General features: G+C 71.1%; 15 protein-coding genes. 8 read left to right on the forward strand and 7 right to left on the reverse strand.

What is annotated here, in order from left to right:
* The first annotated feature begins 70 nt into the window (after window positions 1-70).
* From AB0367_RS13320 to AB0367_RS13330, 3 genes are all read left to right on the forward strand, one after another.
* On the forward strand, window positions 71-1375 hold the full coding sequence (locus tag AB0367_RS13320) for a CBS domain-containing protein (protein ID WP_366226529.1): 1305 nt from the start codon (window positions 71-73) through the stop codon (window positions 1373-1375).
* Window positions 1368-1961 (forward strand): DUF1003 domain-containing protein, encoded by a 594-nt coding sequence (locus AB0367_RS13325; protein ID WP_366226530.1) that lies wholly within the window; start codon window positions 1368-1370, stop codon window positions 1959-1961. Before AB0367_RS13320 ends, AB0367_RS13325 begins: the two co-directional genes overlap by 8 nt.
* A gap of 153 nt (window positions 1962-2114) precedes the next feature.
* Window positions 2115-3257: a P-loop NTPase gene (locus AB0367_RS13330; RefSeq protein ID WP_366226531.1), complete on the forward strand. Its 1143-nt coding sequence runs from the start codon at window positions 2115-2117 to the stop codon at window positions 3255-3257.
* 560 nt (window positions 3258-3817) lie between these two features.
* Here the strand turns inward: AB0367_RS13330 and AB0367_RS13335 are convergent.
* Window positions 3818-4255: a Sec-independent protein translocase subunit TatB gene (locus tag AB0367_RS13335; RefSeq protein ID WP_366226794.1), complete on the reverse strand. Its 438-nt coding sequence runs from the start codon at window positions 4253-4255 to the stop codon at window positions 3818-3820.
* 70 nt (window positions 4256-4325) lie between these two features.
* Window positions 4326-5651, reverse strand: a complete 1326-nt coding sequence (locus tag AB0367_RS13340; RefSeq protein ID WP_366226532.1) for a trypsin-like peptidase domain-containing protein — start codon at window positions 5649-5651, stop codon at window positions 4326-4328.
* A 153-nt stretch (window positions 5652-5804) separates the two neighbouring features.
* Between AB0367_RS13340 and AB0367_RS13345 the strand changes: the two genes are divergently transcribed.
* The gene (locus tag AB0367_RS13345) at window positions 5805-6395 is read left to right on the forward strand and encodes a class I SAM-dependent methyltransferase (protein ID WP_366226533.1); all 591 of its coding nucleotides are present in this window, start codon (window positions 5805-5807) and stop codon (window positions 6393-6395) included.
* Between the two features lie 53 nt (window positions 6396-6448).
* Window positions 6449-7570 (forward strand): hypothetical protein, encoded by a 1122-nt coding sequence (locus AB0367_RS13350; protein WP_366226534.1) that lies wholly within the window; start codon window positions 6449-6451, stop codon window positions 7568-7570.
* A 279-nt stretch (window positions 7571-7849) separates the two neighbouring features.
* Here AB0367_RS13350 and AB0367_RS13355 read toward each other — a convergent pair whose 3' ends face one another.
* Window positions 7850-8638, reverse strand: a complete 789-nt coding sequence (locus AB0367_RS13355; protein WP_366226535.1) for an enoyl-CoA hydratase-related protein — start codon at window positions 8636-8638, stop codon at window positions 7850-7852.
* A 15-nt stretch (window positions 8639-8653) separates the two neighbouring features.
* Window positions 8654-9457, reverse strand: coding sequence for a PaaX family transcriptional regulator C-terminal domain-containing protein (locus tag AB0367_RS13360; protein WP_366226536.1), 804 nt, complete (start codon window positions 9455-9457; stop codon window positions 8654-8656).
* 222 nt (window positions 9458-9679) lie between these two features.
* Between AB0367_RS13360 and AB0367_RS13365 the strand changes: the two genes are divergently transcribed.
* Together AB0367_RS13365 and AB0367_RS13370 are read left to right on the forward strand one after the other, a co-directional pair.
* Window positions 9680-9847 carry a DUF3117 domain-containing protein gene (locus AB0367_RS13365; protein WP_081971220.1) on the forward strand — a complete coding sequence of 56 codons (168 nt, stop codon included), beginning with the start codon at window positions 9680-9682 and terminating at the stop codon, window positions 9845-9847.
* Between the two features lie 112 nt (window positions 9848-9959).
* Entirely contained in the window at window positions 9960-11426 is a 1467-nt protein-coding gene (locus AB0367_RS13370; RefSeq protein ID WP_366226537.1) for a leucyl aminopeptidase family protein, read from the forward strand.
* A gap of 55 nt (window positions 11427-11481) precedes the next feature.
* On the opposite strand, the gene AB0367_RS13375 is transcribed toward AB0367_RS13370, so the two are convergent.
* Entirely contained in the window at window positions 11482-12510 is a 1029-nt protein-coding gene (locus tag AB0367_RS13375) for a 2-oxoacid:ferredoxin oxidoreductase subunit beta (protein ID WP_366226538.1), read from the reverse strand.
* Window positions 12503-14350, reverse strand: coding sequence for a 2-oxoacid:acceptor oxidoreductase subunit alpha (locus tag AB0367_RS13380; RefSeq protein WP_366226540.1), 1848 nt, complete (start codon window positions 14348-14350; stop codon window positions 12503-12505). The genes AB0367_RS13375 and AB0367_RS13380 overlap by 8 nt, the downstream gene beginning before the upstream one ends.
* A 325-nt stretch (window positions 14351-14675) precedes the next feature.
* On the opposite strand from AB0367_RS13380, the gene AB0367_RS13385 reads away from it, so the two are divergent.
* Window positions 14676-15062 carry an NADH-quinone oxidoreductase subunit A gene (locus AB0367_RS13385; RefSeq protein ID WP_366226541.1) on the forward strand — a complete coding sequence of 129 codons (387 nt, stop codon included), beginning with the start codon at window positions 14676-14678 and terminating at the stop codon, window positions 15060-15062.
* A 114-nt stretch (window positions 15063-15176) separates the two neighbouring features.
* On the opposite strand, the gene folP is transcribed toward AB0367_RS13385, so the two are convergent.
* On the reverse strand, window positions 15177-16037 hold the full coding sequence (gene folP / locus AB0367_RS13390; RefSeq protein WP_366226542.1) for a dihydropteroate synthase: 861 nt from the start codon (window positions 16035-16037) through the stop codon (window positions 15177-15179).
* Between the last annotated feature and the right edge of the window lie 4 nt (window positions 16038-16041).

Here is a 16041-nt window from a genome sequence, read left to right on the forward strand (position 1 = left end):
TAGGTGCCGACGGCCCGGCGCGATCGGTCCAACGGCAACGCGGTGGATTCCTTAAGTAGGCTTGAGCCTCGTGAGCATTGCGCCGCGCGTCTACATCGCGCGCCTCGCGGGCCTGAGCGTGTTCGATCCGAACGGTGACCTGGTCGGGCGGGTGCGTGACGCTGTCGCGCGGGCTCGCACGGGTAACCAGCCGCCCCGCGTGGTCGGGCTGGTCGCCGAGATGCCGATGCGACGGCGCATCTTCCTGCCGATCGGCCGGATCACCGCCCTCGAGCCCGACGCCGTGGTGCTCAACACCGGCACGCTCAACCTGCGCCGCTTCGAGAAGCGCCCGGGCGAGTTGCTGGTGCTGGAGGACTTCATGGACCGGCACGTCACCGTGGCGGCGACCGGCCGCGCCGGCGCCGTCGTCGACGTGGCCATGGATTCCGATCGCACCGGCGAGTGGTCGCTGTCGAGGGTCGCCGTGCGCGAATTCACCGGCCGGCTCACCCGCCGGGGCCACCTCAACCAGCTCGCGTGGAGCGAGGTCGCCGGGCTGGCCGGCGAGCCGCAGACGCAGGGCACCGCCGGACTGCTCGCCGTGCTGGACAACATGCGCCCCGCCGACCTCGCCAACGTGCTGCAGGACCTCTCCGAGTCCCGCCGCGTCGAGGTCGCCGCCGCCCTCGACGACGAGCGCCTCGCCGACGTGCTCGAGGAACTGCCCGAGCACGACCAGTTGGAGATCATCACGGCCCTGGAGCCGCAGCGCGCCGCCGACATCCTCGAGGAGATGGACCCCGACGACGCGGCCGACCTGCTCGCCGAGATGCCCAAGCCGGAGCAGGAGGTGCTGCTCGACCTGATGGAGCCCGACGAGGCCTCCCCGGTGCGGGCCCTGCTGGAATACGCACCCGGCACCGCCGGCGCCGTCATGACCTCCGAGCCGATCGTCATGGCCCCCGACGCCACCGTCGCCGAGGCCCTCGCGCGCATCCGCGAGCCGAAGCGGTCCCCGGCCGTCGCCGCCGGGGTCTTCGTCACGCGCCCGCCGATGGCCACGCCCACCGGCCGGTACCTCGGCGTCGTGCACTTCCAGCGGCTGCTGCGCGAGGCCCCGTCGGCGCTGCTTGGCGGGGTGGTCGACAATGGCATCGACCCGCTCGCCCCGGACACCACGCTGGCCGAGATCACTCGCCGGATGGCGACCTACAACCTGGTGGTGATGCCCGTGGTCGACGACAACGACAAGCTGGTCGGCGCCGTCACCGTCGACGACGTGCTCGACCACCTGCTGCCCGAGGACTGGCGCGACCGCGACCATGCCGAGCCGTTGAGCATCGCCGTCCCGGGAAGCTCGTCCGGCACCGCCGCCGGCGGTGGCCGTGGCTGAGCGCCGGCGGCTCGACCAGCCGCGGGAGTCCCGGATCACGCTGCCGCGGTTCGATCCGGAGGCCTTCGGCCAATGGTCCGAAGGCATCGCCCGCTTCATGGGGACGGCGAAGTTCCTCGTCTACATGACGGTCGTGATCCTGGCGTGGATCGCGTGGAACACGCTCACCCCCAGAAGCTGGCAGTTCGACCCGTACACGTTCACCTTCCTCACGCTGATCCTGTCGCTGCAGGCCTCCTACGCGGCGCCGCTCATCCTGCTCGCTCAGAACCGCCAGACGGACCGCGACCGCCTGGCCGCCGACGAGGATCGCCGCCGGGCCGCGGCGCAGAAGGCCGACACGGAGTACCTGGCGCGCGAGATCGCCGCCCTGCGCATCGCACTGGGCGAGGTGGCGACGCGCGACTTCCTGCGCTCTGAGCTGGCCCGGGTCGCGGAGGAACTCGACGAGGCCGCCGACCGCCGGGCCAAGGCGGAGCGCAAGAAGGTCCGCAAGGCCCTCGGCTCCCTGGCCGACCCCCTGAACCCGATGGACGAACCGGACGATTCGATCGACTCGGACGACCCTCCGCGCCGCCGCCGCTAGCTCGCTCGCGGCTCAGGGGGCTGGGCGCGCGGCGGGTTCGGCACGCGGACAAGTCCCTCAGGGCGACATAATTCGTCAATCGGGCGTGTGACGCGTTCCTCCCCGGTCCTTACCCGGCGAGATCAAGGCGCCGTCCGACGTAACATGGCACCCATGTCAGCCCCGGCCACCACCGTTGAGGACGCGATCACCGCTGCGCTCGCGACCGTCGACGACCCTGAGATCCGCCGGCCCATCACCGAACTGGGCATGGTCCGCGACGTCACTTTCCGCCCCGACGGGGTCGCCGCGATCGGCATCCTGCTCACGGTGGCCGGCTGCCCCCTGAAAGACAAGCTCCGCACGGACATCACCCGCGCGGTCGGCGCCGTCCAGGGCGTCACCGGCGTCGAGATCGACTTCGGCGTGATGACGCCCGAGCAGCGCAAGAACCTGCAGACCAGCCTGCGCGGCGACGTGCAGGAGCCGGTCATCCCGTTCTCGCAGCCCGGCTCGCGCACCCGCGTCTACGCGGTCGCCAGCGGCAAGGGCGGCGTCGGCAAGTCCAGCGTCACGGTCAACCTCGCCGCCGCCCTCGCCGCACGCGGCCTCTCCGTGGGCGTGGTCGACGCCGACATCTACGGCCACTCGGTCCCCCGCATGCTGGGCGCCGACGGCCGCCCCACCCAGGTCGAGTCCATGATCATGCCGCCCTCCGCGCACGGCGTGAAGGTCATCTCGATCGGCATGTTCACCCCCGGTAACACCGCGGTCGTCTGGCGCGGCCCGATGCTGCACCGCGCCCTGCAGCAGTTCCTCGCCGACGTGTACTGGGGCGACCTCGACGTGCTCCTCCTCGACCTCCCCCCCGGCACCGGCGACGTGGCCATCTCGCTGGCCCAGCTCCTGCCCTCGGCCGAGATCCTGGTCGTGACCACCCCGCAGGCCGCCGCGGCCGAGGTGGCTGAGCGCGCGGGCTCCATCGCCCTGCAGACCCACCAGCGCATCGTCGGCGTGGTCGAGAACATGTCGTGGCTCGAGATGCCCGACGGCCAGCGCATGGAGGTCTTCGGCGCCGGCGGCGGCCAGACCGTGGCGGACTCGCTGACCCGCATGGTCGGCGCGAAGGTACCGCTCCTCGGCCAGATCCCGCTCGACACCCGCCTCCGCGAGGCCGGCGACGTCGGCCTGCCACTGGTCCTGGCCACCCCGGACGCCCCGGCCGCCGCGGCCCTGTCGTCGGTGGCCGACAAGCTGGCCCAGCGCCGCGAGAGCCTGGTCGGCAAGCCGCTGGGCCTGAAGCCTGCGGGCCGCTGATCCGCTAACACCCGGCCCCAGGACGCAGCCTGGGGCCGCAGCCGCCTCGCGCCGCAGTCGGGCCGTGCAGGGGCCGCCTCACGCCACGAGCGGCGCCGGCGGGCGCTCCGGCCCCGCCTCAGGCCGCAGTCGGGCCGTGCAGGGGCCGCCTCACGCCACGAGCGGCGCCGGCGGGCGCTCCGGCCCCGCCTCAGGCCGCAGTCGGGCCATGCAGGGGACTTGTCTCATGCCACGAGCCACTGGGCGCTCACGCCACGGGCCGCCTCGGACCACGGCCGCCACGGCCCCGCCGTGCGAGGCATGGAAGCGCCGGCGGTGTCATCGGGTGGACGGGCGTGCACGGGCCCTGCGGGTTCGACGGTGGAGCGAGCGATGACCGGTGGCCGCTCGTCCGCGTGCCGCCGGCCCTTGCAAGTGCCGCGAGGGCCGGACCGCAGCACCCGTGGCATCCGCAAGGCCAGGCTCGCTGCCGCGATCCTGGCGCCCCGCAGCCGAAAGATCCCGCCGGGCGAATCGGCCCGCTCATGCAAAGGCCGCAAGGGGAAGCACGGCCGGGTGGCTCAGGTGATGTCGTCCAAGGACGCGCTGATGGCGGGCTGCTTGGCCGCCGCGGGCGCCGGGGTCGCCGCCGATGTCGTGGCCGGGTTCACGGCCGATTTCGCGGCCGAGGCGGCCGACTCGGCGTCCCGCTTGACCTGATCGGCCACGCCCCGCACGTCGTCGTAGATGCCCTGCAGCGGCTTGCGCAGCGCGGCCTCGTCCTCCTCGCTCAGCAGGTGCTTGCGCAGGAAGGTCTTCGGGTGCAGGTCCTCGAGCTGGATGTCGGTGCCCAGTTCCTTGCTCAGGTCGCCCGTCGCGTTGCGGGCCATCTGACGGACCTGGCGCAGCATCTTCATGCCATCATTGATCGCCTTCGGCAGGCGGTCGGGACCGAAGATGAACAGCCCGACCAGGATGATCACGATGATCTCCCAGCCGTTGATGTTCTCCAAGCCCATGTGCTGGCCCTCCCCTGCTCTCACGCGCAAGACTACGCACTGCCGGACCGGTTCCGCGAGAGCCGTCAGGTCACTTCGCGTCGGCGACGAGCGTCACGGAGGCCTTGGCTCTCGACGTACCGCGGAGATATTGAACCTCCACTGTGTCTCCCGGCGCGTATTTGCGCACGAGCGCCGTGAGGTCCCACGACTCCTCGATCGGCTTGCCGTTCACGGCCATAACCACGTCGCCGGCCTTCAGGCCGGCGGCCTCGGCCGGGCCGCCGGCCTGGACCGTGGACAGCCGGGCGCCGCCGAGCGGGTTCTGGTATGCGGTGTCGACCTGCACGCCCATGACCGTGCGGCGGGCCTTGCCGGTGTTGATGATGTCGGCCGCGATGCGCCGGGCGTGGTTGATCGGGATGGCGAAGGCGAGGCCCACGTTGCCCGCGCTGGCCTGGTCCTCGGAGAGGGTCCCGATCACGGAGTTGATCCCGATCACGCGGCCGCTGGCGTCGAAGAGCGGGCCGCCCGAGTTGCCCTGGTTGACGGCGGCGTCGGTCTGAATGGCCGAGTAGTACCGGGCGGTGCCGCCCTCGCTCGTGCGGATGGGGCGGTCGAGGTAGCTGACCACGCCGTACGTCACCGTGCTGGTCAGCCCCAGCGGCGCGCCGACGGCGACGACCGGGTCGCCGACCTGCACCTGGTCGGAGTTACCGAACTCGGCCGGGACGAGCTTGCCGTCCGGCAGGCCGCTAGTGTCGATCTTGAGCACGGCGATGTCGGACTCCGGATCGCTGCCGACCACGCTCGCCGTGGCCACGGCCGCGTCGCTGAAGCGGATCGTCGCCGGACCACTGCCGCCCTCGACGACGTGGTTGTTCGTGATCACGTGACCGTCGGCGGACACGACGAACCCGGAGCCGAGTGACGTGCCGTTGCCGACCCGGATACTGATCGTGACGACGCTGGGGAGCACCTTCTTGACCAGCCCGGCGATCGACTCGGGGGCGCGGTTGTTCAGCGGCGCGTTGCCGATCTGGGCGCCGCCGAGCGTCGCACCGCCGCCGCCGACCGCGAAGACGTATCCGAGCGTGCCGCCGAGCGCACCGGCCAGCAGTGCCGTCACGATTGACACGAGGAGTACGAGACCGATGCCGATCCGAGGCCCGGGCGAGGGCGGCGGCGGCTTCTCGAGCTCGGGGACCTCCTCCGGCTGGGTCTTGACCACGACGACCGGCGCGTCGGGATCGCGCCACGGATCGGCCAACGCGTCGGACCACCAGCTGTTGGGCGCCGGCTGCGGCCCTGCCCCCTGAGGGGAGTTGGGTGCAGCCCAACCGGGGCGCGGTCCCCAGCCGCTACCGCCGGCCGGCGCGCCCGGGCCCGGCTGACGCCAGGCCGAACCGTCTGTCACGATCGGCTCCTCCGTCCGTTTCGCATCCAGCATTACACGCCCCGGCATCACGCATGCGGGGGCGAGGTCTCCTAGGCTTGCGGCCAATCGACTCACTCTGAGGGGTGTCCCATTACCGCTTCCGCCCGGACCGCTGATTTCATCGACGGGTACGTGTCCGAGGACCCGGTGCTCACGGCCGCTCGCGAGCAGGCGTTCGAGCTGGGCATCAACGCGGTGAGCCGGGGCTGCGGGGCGGCGCTGCGGGTGATCGCCGCGGTGAGCAACGCCAAGGCGGTGGTCGAGGTCGGCACCGGCACCGGGGTGAGCGGCGGGTGGCTGCTGCGCGGGATGCGCCGCGACGGGGTACTCACCACGATCGACTTCGAGGCGGAGCACCAGCGCATCGCGCGCCGCGTGTTCTCGGCGGCCGGCAACCCGCCCTCACGCACCCGGATCATCACGGGGCGCGCGCTCGACGTGCTGCCGCGCCTGGCCGACCGGGCATACGACCTGGTCTTCGTCGACCACGACCCGAGCGAGTACGGGCTGGTGGTGGCGGCCGCGGAGCGACTCCTGCGGCCCGGCGGCACGCTGGCGCTGGCGGATGCCCTGGCCGGCGGACGGGTCAGCGATCCCACGATGAGGGACGCGGAAACGGTACTTCTTCGTGAGGCGGTCAAATCGATCCGCGACAGCGACGCCTGGATCCCGACTCTCCTCCCCCTCGACGACGGCCTGCTACTTGCCGCTCGCGCACAGTAGCAATCCGGCGGCTCCCGCCGAAAACTGTCGTACCCGCGTTCGAAGATTCCCCCATGACCGAACTCGGCATCATCACCAAGACCGTCCTGGCCGCCACGGCCCCCTTCGACCTCGAGTGCTCCCTGCGCGCGATCGCCGGCTTCCAGCCCTGCATCCGCGACGTCGGACTGGGCGAGGGCACCGTCAGCCGGGCGTTCACCCATCCGACCGACCCGTCGTCCGCGGTCGTGACCCAGATCACCGAGCGCGACGACGGCGAGCCGGGCGTCGCGCTCACCGTGTTCAGCGCGGCGCCGCTCACCGGGCCGGAGCTGGACGCCGTCGGCGCGCGGGTGACCGCCTGGCTCGGCCTCGACGACGACCGCGCGGGCTTTCTGCGCGTCGCCGAGAGCGACGAGCACGTCCGCCCGCTGCTCGCCGTCGCCGCTGGCCTGCATCAGGTGCGGTTCTCGAGCCTGGCCGAGGGCGTCGTGTATTTCACGCTGGTGCAGAACTCGGCGCAGTGGCATGCGTCCCTTCGCAAGCGCCGGCTGACCGTCCACCTGGGCACGACCGTCTCGGCCGCCGGCGCGGACTACACCGCCTTCCCCGACTTCTCGCTCCTGACCCGGCTGTCGCCTGCCCACCTGCTTCCTCACGTCGGCGCCGCGTTCAAGGCCGCGCGCCTGGCCGAGGTGATCGGCGGCGTGGCCGCGCTCGACGAGGAGTTGCTGCACACCGGGCCGTATGACGAGGCGAGGGCGGCGCTGCTGTCGGTGCGGGGCATCGGGTCCTACACGGCGCACGCTCTGCTCCTGCGGGTCCTCGGCCGGCCCGACGCGGTGCCGCTGGAGATGGAGCAGTTCGTCAACACCACCACCGCCGTATACGGTGACGCGCCCCCGTCCCCGGCCGAGCTGCGCGAGCGGTATGGCCCGTGGATCGGCTGGTGGGCATATACCTGCCGCACCGCGCTGACCTGGCTGGAGCAGGAGAAGAAGGCCCGGGAGAAGGCCGGCCGGTCGCGGGGGCCGGCGGCCCGCCGGCCGCGGACGCCGACGGGCGGCAACCGCCCGTGGGCCGCCGGGCGCGGCCGCCAACCGGCGCTGTGGAGCCCGTCCGATCCGGGTCGGGTGGCCGAAGGCGCGATCCTCGCCGCTGACGGCGCGGCCCCCGGTCCGGTTGGCGAGGGCTGACCGGCGGTCGGGGAGCACGGTCGCTCCCGGGCTACAGGATGCCTTCCAGTGGCGTCTTGTAGCCCGGGACCTGCTCGGGTCGGCGTCGCGGACGTCTCGCAGGGAGATGGCGTATCCGGACCGACGCCGGCGGCGATGGCCGCGCCACCGACCAGGCCGCCGACGATCAGGAACGTCCTGCGGGTGAAGGCGTGGCCCGGCGTGAGATGCGCGACCTTCGCACGATCGGCGATGCAGCTACGCCTATGCGCACAAGATTCGAGCCGCGCCGAGCGGACCTCAGGCTCCCTTGAAGACCGGCCGCTGCTTCTGCACGAACGCGGCGGTCGCGTTGTGGTGGTCGGCGGTGTGGCCGCAGGTCGTCTGGGCCTCGGCCTCGACGGCGAGGGCATCGGCGAGCGAGCCGGAGCCGCCGGCGGCCAGCTCGCGCTTGATCTGGCCGTAGGCGACCGTCGGGCCGGCGGCGAGGCGGTCGGCGAGCTCGAGTGAGGCCGGCAGCACGTCGTCGTCGGAGTCGGTGAGGCGGGTGAGCATGCCGAGGTCGAACGCGGCCTGCGCGGTCACGGGCTCGGCGAGCAGGAGCAACTCCACGGCCTTGGCGTGGCCGACGATGCGGGGCAGGGTCCAGGAGATGCCGGTGTCGCCGGCCAGGCCGACGTTCGCGAACGCCATGAGGAACGCGGTCTTCGGGCCGCCGACGCGGAAGTCTGCGAGCAGGGCGAGCGACGCGCCGGCGCCGGCCGCCATGCCACGCACGGCCGCCACGACCGGCTTCGGCATGCCGGCGAGCAGCGTGGCGATCGGGTTGTAGTGCTCGGTCACGGTCGACAGCGACGAACCGGTCCCGGCTTCGAGCGAGGCGACGTGCTCGCGCAGGTCCTGGCCGCCGCAGAAGGCGCGTCCCGCGCTGGCGAGCACCAGCGCGCGCACGGACTCATCGTCCCGGAGCTCCTCCAGCGTGTCCCGCAGGGCCACCTTCAGCGCCACGTCCAGCGAGTTGAGGGCGTCGGGCCGGTTGAGGGTGAGGATCGCGACGCCGGTATCGGTGCGTTCGACGAGTAGCTCCATCGGTACTCCTAATCATCAGAGGGTCAGGCACGCGTCCACGAAACGGTCCGCAGCGGGGCGGAGCCGGACGGCGTGATGGTCGAAGAACGCGGCGGCCGCGGTGCCGGCCCAGCGCTCGGGCAACAACTCGGGCGGCAGCTGCGGATCGCGGAACAGGAACGCGCGCCAGGCATGCACCAGCGTGAACCGCACCGCGTAAGCCTGCTCGTCGGGGGTGGCGGGGCCGACGCCGGCCACGAGCGGAGTGAGGCGCTCGACGAACTCGCCGTATGCCGTGGCGATCCCGTCGAGATCCCAGGCCCTCGCCACCATCGTGATCGCTCCTTCGGTGCCGCCGGCATGCTCCGCCGTGAATCGGTCATAGCGGACACCGGCCTCCGTCAGCAGGGTGTCGACGCCCTCCCCCGGCCGCGGGGCGACCCACGTCGAACTGTCGATCGACCCGTATCCGAGGAATCCGAGGTTTGCCACGAGTCTCGCCCGCGCGCCGCGGTGCGCGGGCGGTTCAAACGTGATGAGATCGAATCGGCCCGTCCAAGCGCTCGCGGGGCCGCCCGGGCGCTGCGTGCGGTAGATGCGGGCGCCGGCGGCGTCGAGGCGTCGTGCCGCCTTCGGGGTGATGCAGTAGCCCGGACCGGTCGGCAACCGTTGAGGATGGAGCCAACCCTGCCGGACCATCCGCGACACCGCGGTCCGCACGGCGGGGGCGGCGATACCGAGGGGAGCGAGCAGGCGCACGAGAGCCGCGACCGCGGCCCGCCCACCGCGCGGGCGAAGATGGTCGCCGTAGAGATCAAAGAGGGCGGACCGGGCCTGCATGGCCGCTTATTGTGACAGTTGACCGGCATTTTCCGCCACATATTGTCACAGGGTTTGCGTCCCAGTTTGGGTCTTGGGGCCATCATCAGGGAAAATCAACGTTTGGCGCGTACGTCACGGGAGTCGTCGGGTCCGGTCAGGCCCCGTGAGCAGGCGTGCCGGGCATGCGGGGACGGCTGTGCCACCTGATGTCTGGGACATCAGGAAGCGAAGGGAGACAACATGGCGGCCATGAAGCCGCGGACAGGCGACGGTCCGCTGGAGGTCACCAAGGAGGGCCGCGGCATCGTCATGCGCGTCCCGCTCGAGGGTGGTGGGCGGCTCGTCGTCGAAATGACCAAGGACGAGGCCAACGAGCTCAGTGAGGCGCTGAAGACCGCCACAGGCTGAGTCTTCCTGCATACGCTCTGCTTTCGGGTTTGACTGAGTGGCCCTGGTGGTCGCTCCCATCGGTGTGCGCGCAATCCCTGGGCGAATCGCCCGGGTGAATGGAGGGTCCCCAGTGCTGGACATCAGGTTCGCCACAGCTCGCAGCGCCTCCGGTGCGGTGGCTGTCGTCGTGCCGTCCGGCTCCCCCGACGCCGCACTCGACCTGCTCAAGCTCGGTCCGGCCGACCTGGCGGAGTGTGCGGCGTTCCTGAAGGACGTCGAGCACTCGGGGTCGGCCGGCACCGTGCACACCTTGCCCAGGCCGGGGCGCAAGCCGTCGCGGCTGCTGTTCGTGGGCATCGGCGACGGGAATGAGGCCGGCTGGCGGTCCGCGGGCGCGGCCCTGGCCCGCAAGGCGCGCACCGAGACGTCGCTGCGCGTCCTGGTGCCGCACGACACGGCCCCCGAGGCCGTCCGCGGCCTGGCCGAGGGCCTATGGCTGGCGTCGTACCGGTTCAGCCTCGCCGACACCGAGCCCGACCCGCTGCGGCGCGTGACGGTGGCGCTGCCCGCCACCGGCGCGGCGATCGGCGCGCTGGAGCAGGCTCTCGAACAGGCGAAGGCGGTCGTCACCGCCACGGTGCTGGCCCGCGACCTGACCAACATGCCCAGCGACCGCAAGACCCCGGCCTGGTTCGCCCAGCAGGTGGTCAAGGCGGCCGCCGGGATCCCCGGCCTGACGGTCGAGGTGCGGGAGCCCTCGCACCTGGCGGCACAGGGCTTCAACGCGATCCTGGCCGTCGGGCGGGGCGCGGCCAGCGAGCGCGGCCCGCGCCTCGTCGAGCTGTCCTGGCGCCCGCGCGGCGCGAAGCGGCACGTGGTCCTGGTCGGCAAGGGCATCACGTTCGACACCGGCGGGATCTGCATCAAGCCGACGAGCAACATGAAGCTGATGCGCAAGGACATGGGCGGCGCGGCCGCGGTGATCGGCGCGACGCTGGCCGCCGCCGCGATGCGCCTGCCGGTGCGGGTGACCGCGCTGGCCCCGCTGGCCGAGAACGCGCTCGGCGCCGACGCGATGCGCCCCGGCGACGTCGTCACCCACTACGGCGGGCTCACCTCGGAGATCCTCAACACGGACGCCGAGGGCCGGCTGGTGCTCGGCGACGCGATGGCGTACGCGGTGCGCCGCCTGCGCCCCGACGTCATGATCGACCTCGCCACGCTCACCGGCGCGCAGGGCGTCGCCCTGGGCAAGCGCACGGCCGCGATGTACTGCCACAGCGACACCCTGGCGGGCACCCTCGCCACGGCGGCGGCCGCGGCGGGCGAGTCGGTGTGGCGCATGCCGCTGAGCGACGACTACGTCGATGAGCTCGACGGCGACATCGCCGACCTGGTCAACTCGACGGACATCGGCGCGGGGTCGCTGCTCGCGGCGCTCTACCTGCGCGAGTTCACCGGCCCGCTGCGGGATCGGTGGGCCCACTTCGACATGTCCTCGCCCGCCTGGTCGGACTCCAACGACGGCGAGCTCGCGAAGGGCGCCACCGGCTGGGGCGTGCGCACCCTGACCCGCTGGCTGGAAACGGCCTGCTGAGACGCGAATGCGGTGACGGCCCGCCGGGGCCGCCACCGCACATGCGCGCGAGGTGCTAGAGGATCGTCCAGGTGTCGCCGCTGTTGAGCAGGGCGGCGAGCTCCTCCTCGGGAGTGCCCTTCGCCTTGGCCTTCGCGGTGGCGAGCTGGTCGCGGACGATGTCGTCGTAGGCCGCCCGGTCGACCGAGCGGAACACGCCGATCGGGGTGTTGCGAAGGTCGAGGCCCGGCAGCCGGGACAGGGCGAACGCGTACGCCGGCTCGGCGACCGTCTGGTCGTGCACGACGATCTCGTCGGCGCCCACCGACGCGGTCGGCACGACGGACAGACCGAAGCCGCCCGGCGGGTGGGTGACCGCCCACTCGCCGTCCTTGCCGAACGTGATCGGCCGCCCGTGCTCCAGCCGGATCAGGAAGTCGTCGCGGGTGGCGGGCTCCTTGAGGGCGTCGAACGCGCCGTCGTTGAAGATGTTGCAGTTCTGGTAGATCTCGACGAACGCGGAGCCGCGGTGCTCGGCGGCGGCGCGCAGGACCGACTGCAGGTGCTTGCGGTCGGAGTCGATGGTGCGGGCGACGAAGCTCGCCTCCGCGCCCAGCGCCAGCGAGATCGGGTTGAACGGCGAGTCGGCGGACCCGGCTGGCGTCGACTTCGTGATCTTGCCGATCTCCGACGTCGGCGAGTACTGCCCCTTGGTCAGACCGTAGATCTTGTTGTTGAACAGCAGGATCTTGAGGTTGACGTTACGGCGCAGCGCGTGGATCAGGTGGTTGCCGCCGATGGACAGCGCGTCACCGTCGCCCGTGACGACCCAGACCGACAGGTCGGGACGAGACACCGAAAGGCCCGACGCGATCGCCGGCGCGCGGCCGTGGATCGAGTGCATGCCGTAGGTGTTCATGTAGTACGGGAACCGCGAGGAGCAGCCGATGCCGGAGACGAAGACGATCCGCTCGCGCGGGATGTTGAGCTCGGGCATGAACGACTGGACCGCGGCCAGGATCGCGTAGTCCCCGCAGCCGGGGCACCAGCGCACCTCCTGGTCGGACTTGAAGTCCTTGGCCGTCAGCTTCAACTGCTCAGGCATTCTTGACCACTTCCTCGAGCACGCCCTCCAGCTCGGCCGCGGTGAACGGCAGACCACGGACCTGGTTGTAGGCGATGGCGTCGACCAGGTAGCGCGACCGGATGACCCCGGCGAGCTGGCCGAGGTTCATCTCCGGAATGACGACCTTGTCGTAGTTCTTGAGCACGTCGCCCAGGTTCTTCGGCATGGGCGAGAGGTGGCGCAGGTGCGCCTGAGCGATCGACAGGCCGCGCTGGCGCAGAGCGCGGGCGGCGGCGCCGATCGGGCCGTAGGTCGAGCCCCAGCCGAGCACCAGCACCCGCGCGGCGCCGTCCGGGTCCTCGATCTCCACGTCGGGCACGTCGATGCCCTCGATACGCGCGGCCCGGGTCCGCACCATGAAGTCGTGGTTGGCCGGGTCATAGGAGATGTCGCCCGTGCGGTCGGCCTTCTCCAGGCCGCCGATGCGGTGCTCCAGGCCGGGGGTGCCCGGGACGGCCCAGGGCCGAGCCAGGGTCTGCGGGTCGCGCAGATACGGCAGGAAGGTCTTGCCGTCCTCGCCGTTGGGCTCGGTGGCGAACTGCACTCGCAGGTCGGGCAGATCGGCGATCTCCGGTAGCCGCCAGGGCTCGGAGCCGTTGGCGACGTATCCGTCCGAGAGCAGGATCACCGGCGTGCGGTAGGTCAGCGCGATGCGCGCCGCCTCCAGGGCGGTGGTGAAGCAGTCCGCGGGCGAGCGGGGCGCGAGCACCGCGACCGGGGCCTCGCCGTGCCGGCCGAACAGCGCCATGTTGAGGTCGGCCTGCTCGGTCTTGGTCGGCAGGCCGGTGGACGGGCCGGCCCGCTGCACATCGATGATCAGCAGCGGCAGCTCCAGGGCGACCGCCAGCGAGATCGTCTCGCCCTTGAGCGCGACGCCGGGGCCGGACGTGGTGGTCACGCCGAGCGCACCGCCGTAGGAGGCGCCCAGGGCCACGCCGATCGCGGCGATCTCGTCCTCGGCCTGCACCGTCGTCACGCCGAACTTCTTGTGCTTGCTCAGCTCGTGCAGGATGTCGGAGGCCGGGGTGATCGGATAAGCGCCGAGGAAGACGGGCAGCTCGGAGCGCACGCCGGCGGCGACGATGCCCAGCGCGAGCGCCGCGTTTCCGGTGATGTTGCGGTAGTTGCCGGCGACCATGCGGGCGGGCTTGACCTCGTAACGCACGGCGAAGTTCTCGGTCGTCTCGCCGAAGTTCCAGCCGGCCTTGAACGCGGCGATGTTCGCGGCGACGAGCTCCGGGCGGGAGGCGAACTTGCGCTCAAGGAAGGAGAGCGTGGACTCGTACGGGCGGGAGTACATCCACGACAGCAGGCCGAGCGCGAACATGTTCTTGGCGCGCTCGGCGTCCTTCTTGGAGATCTCGAACGAGTCGAGCGCCTTGACCGTCATCGAGGTCAGGCCGACCGGCGCGACGCTCCAGCCATCCAGCGAGCCGTCGTCGAGGGGGTTGGACGAGTAACCCACCTTGGCCAGGTTGCGGCTCGTGAACTCGTCGGTGTTGACGATGATCGAGGCACCCTTGGGCAGGTCGGCGAGGTTGGCCTTCAGCGCGGCGGGGTTCATGGCGACGAGCACGTTGGGGGCGTCACCGGGCGTGAGGATGTCGAAGTCGGCGAAGTGCACCTGGAAGCTCGACACACCCGGGAGCGTGCCGGCGGGAGCGCGGATCTCGGCGGGGAAGTTCGGCAGCGTGGATATGTCGTTCCCGAGCTGAGCGGTCTCGGAAGTGAAGCGGTCACCGGTGAGCTGCATACCGTCGCCGGAATCGCCAGCGAACCTGATGACCACTCGATCCAGCTGGCGGACCTGCTTGGTCACGTGAGCTGACCTCCTATAGCGGCGATCTGTTGTCCTACACCCTGAGGGTACGTCGGCATGAACGGTGTGCCTGCGGCGCATATCCCTTCGGCGGCACCGAAGCTGCGACTTTCGTCATTGCGCCGCGCGCGCCGTTGTGCGCGAGTCGCAAATCCGACAAATTCCGCCAGCACCCATCACTGAGCACCACCGACCCTCGTCGCCCACCGACGGTTTCGACCCCGCAACCCCGATCAGGCGGTGGGTGTTTTCATAAGGGGGTAACCGGACGGACTCGCGTTTTCGGCATGTCGGAGATCGTGATGATGCGTGTACGGTGCGTACGATGAGCGGATACCTGGGTGGATATGCGACCCTCGGGCTCCTCCTCCTGGCCGGAGCCGTGGTCTTCGTCGCCGCGTTCACGGCCAACCGGCTGCTCGGACCGAGCCGTTCGGCCGGCCGGACGGCCGACGACTCGAAGTACGACACGTACGAATGCGGACTGGACCCGGTCGGTGGCGACTGGGCACAGGCACAGATCCGCTACTACGTGTACGCCTACCTGTACACACTGTTCGCCGTCGAGAGCGTGTTCCTGTTCCCCTGGGCGGTCGTGTACCGCGCGCCGGGCTACGGCGGGGCGGTGATCGTCGAGATGGCGATCTTCGTGGCCGTGCTGTTCCTCGGCATCCTCTACGCGTGGCGGAAGAACATTCTGCGCTGGACCTGAGACCTTCCAAATGTGCTGGGCGGGTAAATCCAGCCACCCTCGTGGCCGGATTTACCCGACATTCCACGTACGTATGACTCAAAGACCTTTCGGTCTATGTCCGAAAACCGCTGACTAGGCGAGGCCGCGGCGGGACACGGCCGGCTGCCGCTCGCCCCGGATCGCAGCGACGGTGTCGAGAACGCGGCGGGTGGCGCGCACCTGGTGGGCGCGGAACACCCGGGCCCCCAGCCACGCCGAGACCGCCGTCGCCGCCAGCGTGCCCTCCAGCCGCTCCCCCACCGGCAGGTCGAGCGTCTCGCCGATGAAGTCCTTGTTCGACAGCGCGACCAGCACCGGCCAGCCCGTCTCGACCATCTCGTCGAGGCGGTTGGTGATGGCGAGGGAGTGACGGGTGTTCTTGCCGAAGTCGTGGGCCGGGTCGATGAGGATGCCGTCGCGGCGCACGCCGAGCGCAACGGCGCGCTCAGCCAGAGCGGTGACGGTGCGTACGACATCGGTCACCGGATCCTGGAACGCCACCCGGTGCGGCCGGGTGCGGGGCGTGAGGCCCCCGGCATGCGAGCAGACCAGGCCGGCCCCGGTCTCGGCGGCGACCTCGGCCAGGCCGGGATCGGCGCCCGCCCACGTGTCGTTGATGAGATCGGCACCGGCCGCGACGACCTCCCGGGCCACCTCGGCCCGCCAGGTGTCGATCGAGATCACGATCTCGGGGAACATCGTCCGGATCTTCTGGATCGTGGGCAGCGTGCGGCGCAGCTCCTCGGCCGCGTCGACCGTCTCGCCCGGACCGGCCTTGACGCCACCGATGTCGATGATGTCGGCGCCCTCCGCCACCGCGCCCTCGACGGCCCGAAGTGCGGCATCCTCGGCGAAAGTCGCACCACGGTCGAAGAAGGAATCCGGCGTCCGGTTGATGATCGCCATCACCGCGAACTCGCCGTCGGCGAAGTGCCGGGCACCCAGACGGAACATTGCA

Origin of the sequence: Dactylosporangium sp. NPDC051484, assembly GCF_040689395.1 — a bacterium.
Taxonomy (GTDB): Bacteria; Actinomycetota; Actinomycetes; order Mycobacteriales; family Micromonosporaceae; genus Dactylosporangium.

Bases quoted from the DNA above. Each gene is read 5' to 3' on its own strand.
- AB0367_RS13330 (WP_366226531.1), top strand. From the start codon at position 2,115: ATGTCAGCCCCGGCCACCACCGTTGAGGACGCGATCACCGCTGCGCTC.
- AB0367_RS13335 (WP_366226794.1), bottom strand. From the start codon at position 4,255: ATGGGCTTGGAGAACATCAACGGCTGGGAGATCATCGTGATCATCCTG.
- AB0367_RS13350 (WP_366226534.1), top strand. From the start codon at position 6,449: ATGACCGAACTCGGCATCATCACCAAGACCGTCCTGGCCGCCACGGCC.
- AB0367_RS13355 (WP_366226535.1), bottom strand. From the start codon at position 8,638: ATGGAGCTACTCGTCGAACGCACCGATACCGGCGTCGCGATCCTCACC.
- AB0367_RS13360 (WP_366226536.1), bottom strand. From the start codon at position 9,457: ATGCAGGCCCGGTCCGCCCTCTTTGATCTCTACGGCGACCATCTTCGC.
- AB0367_RS13365 (WP_081971220.1), top strand. From the start codon at position 9,680: ATGGCGGCCATGAAGCCGCGGACAGGCGACGGTCCGCTGGAGGTCACC.
- AB0367_RS13375 (WP_366226538.1), bottom strand. From the start codon at position 12,510: ATGCCTGAGCAGTTGAAGCTGACGGCCAAGGACTTCAAGTCCGACCAG.
- AB0367_RS13385 (WP_366226541.1), top strand. From the start codon at position 14,676: ATGAGCGGATACCTGGGTGGATATGCGACCCTCGGGCTCCTCCTCCTG.
- folP (WP_366226542.1), bottom strand. From the start codon at position 16,037: ATGTTCCGTCTGGGTGCCCGGCACTTCGCCGACGGCGAGTTCGCGGTG.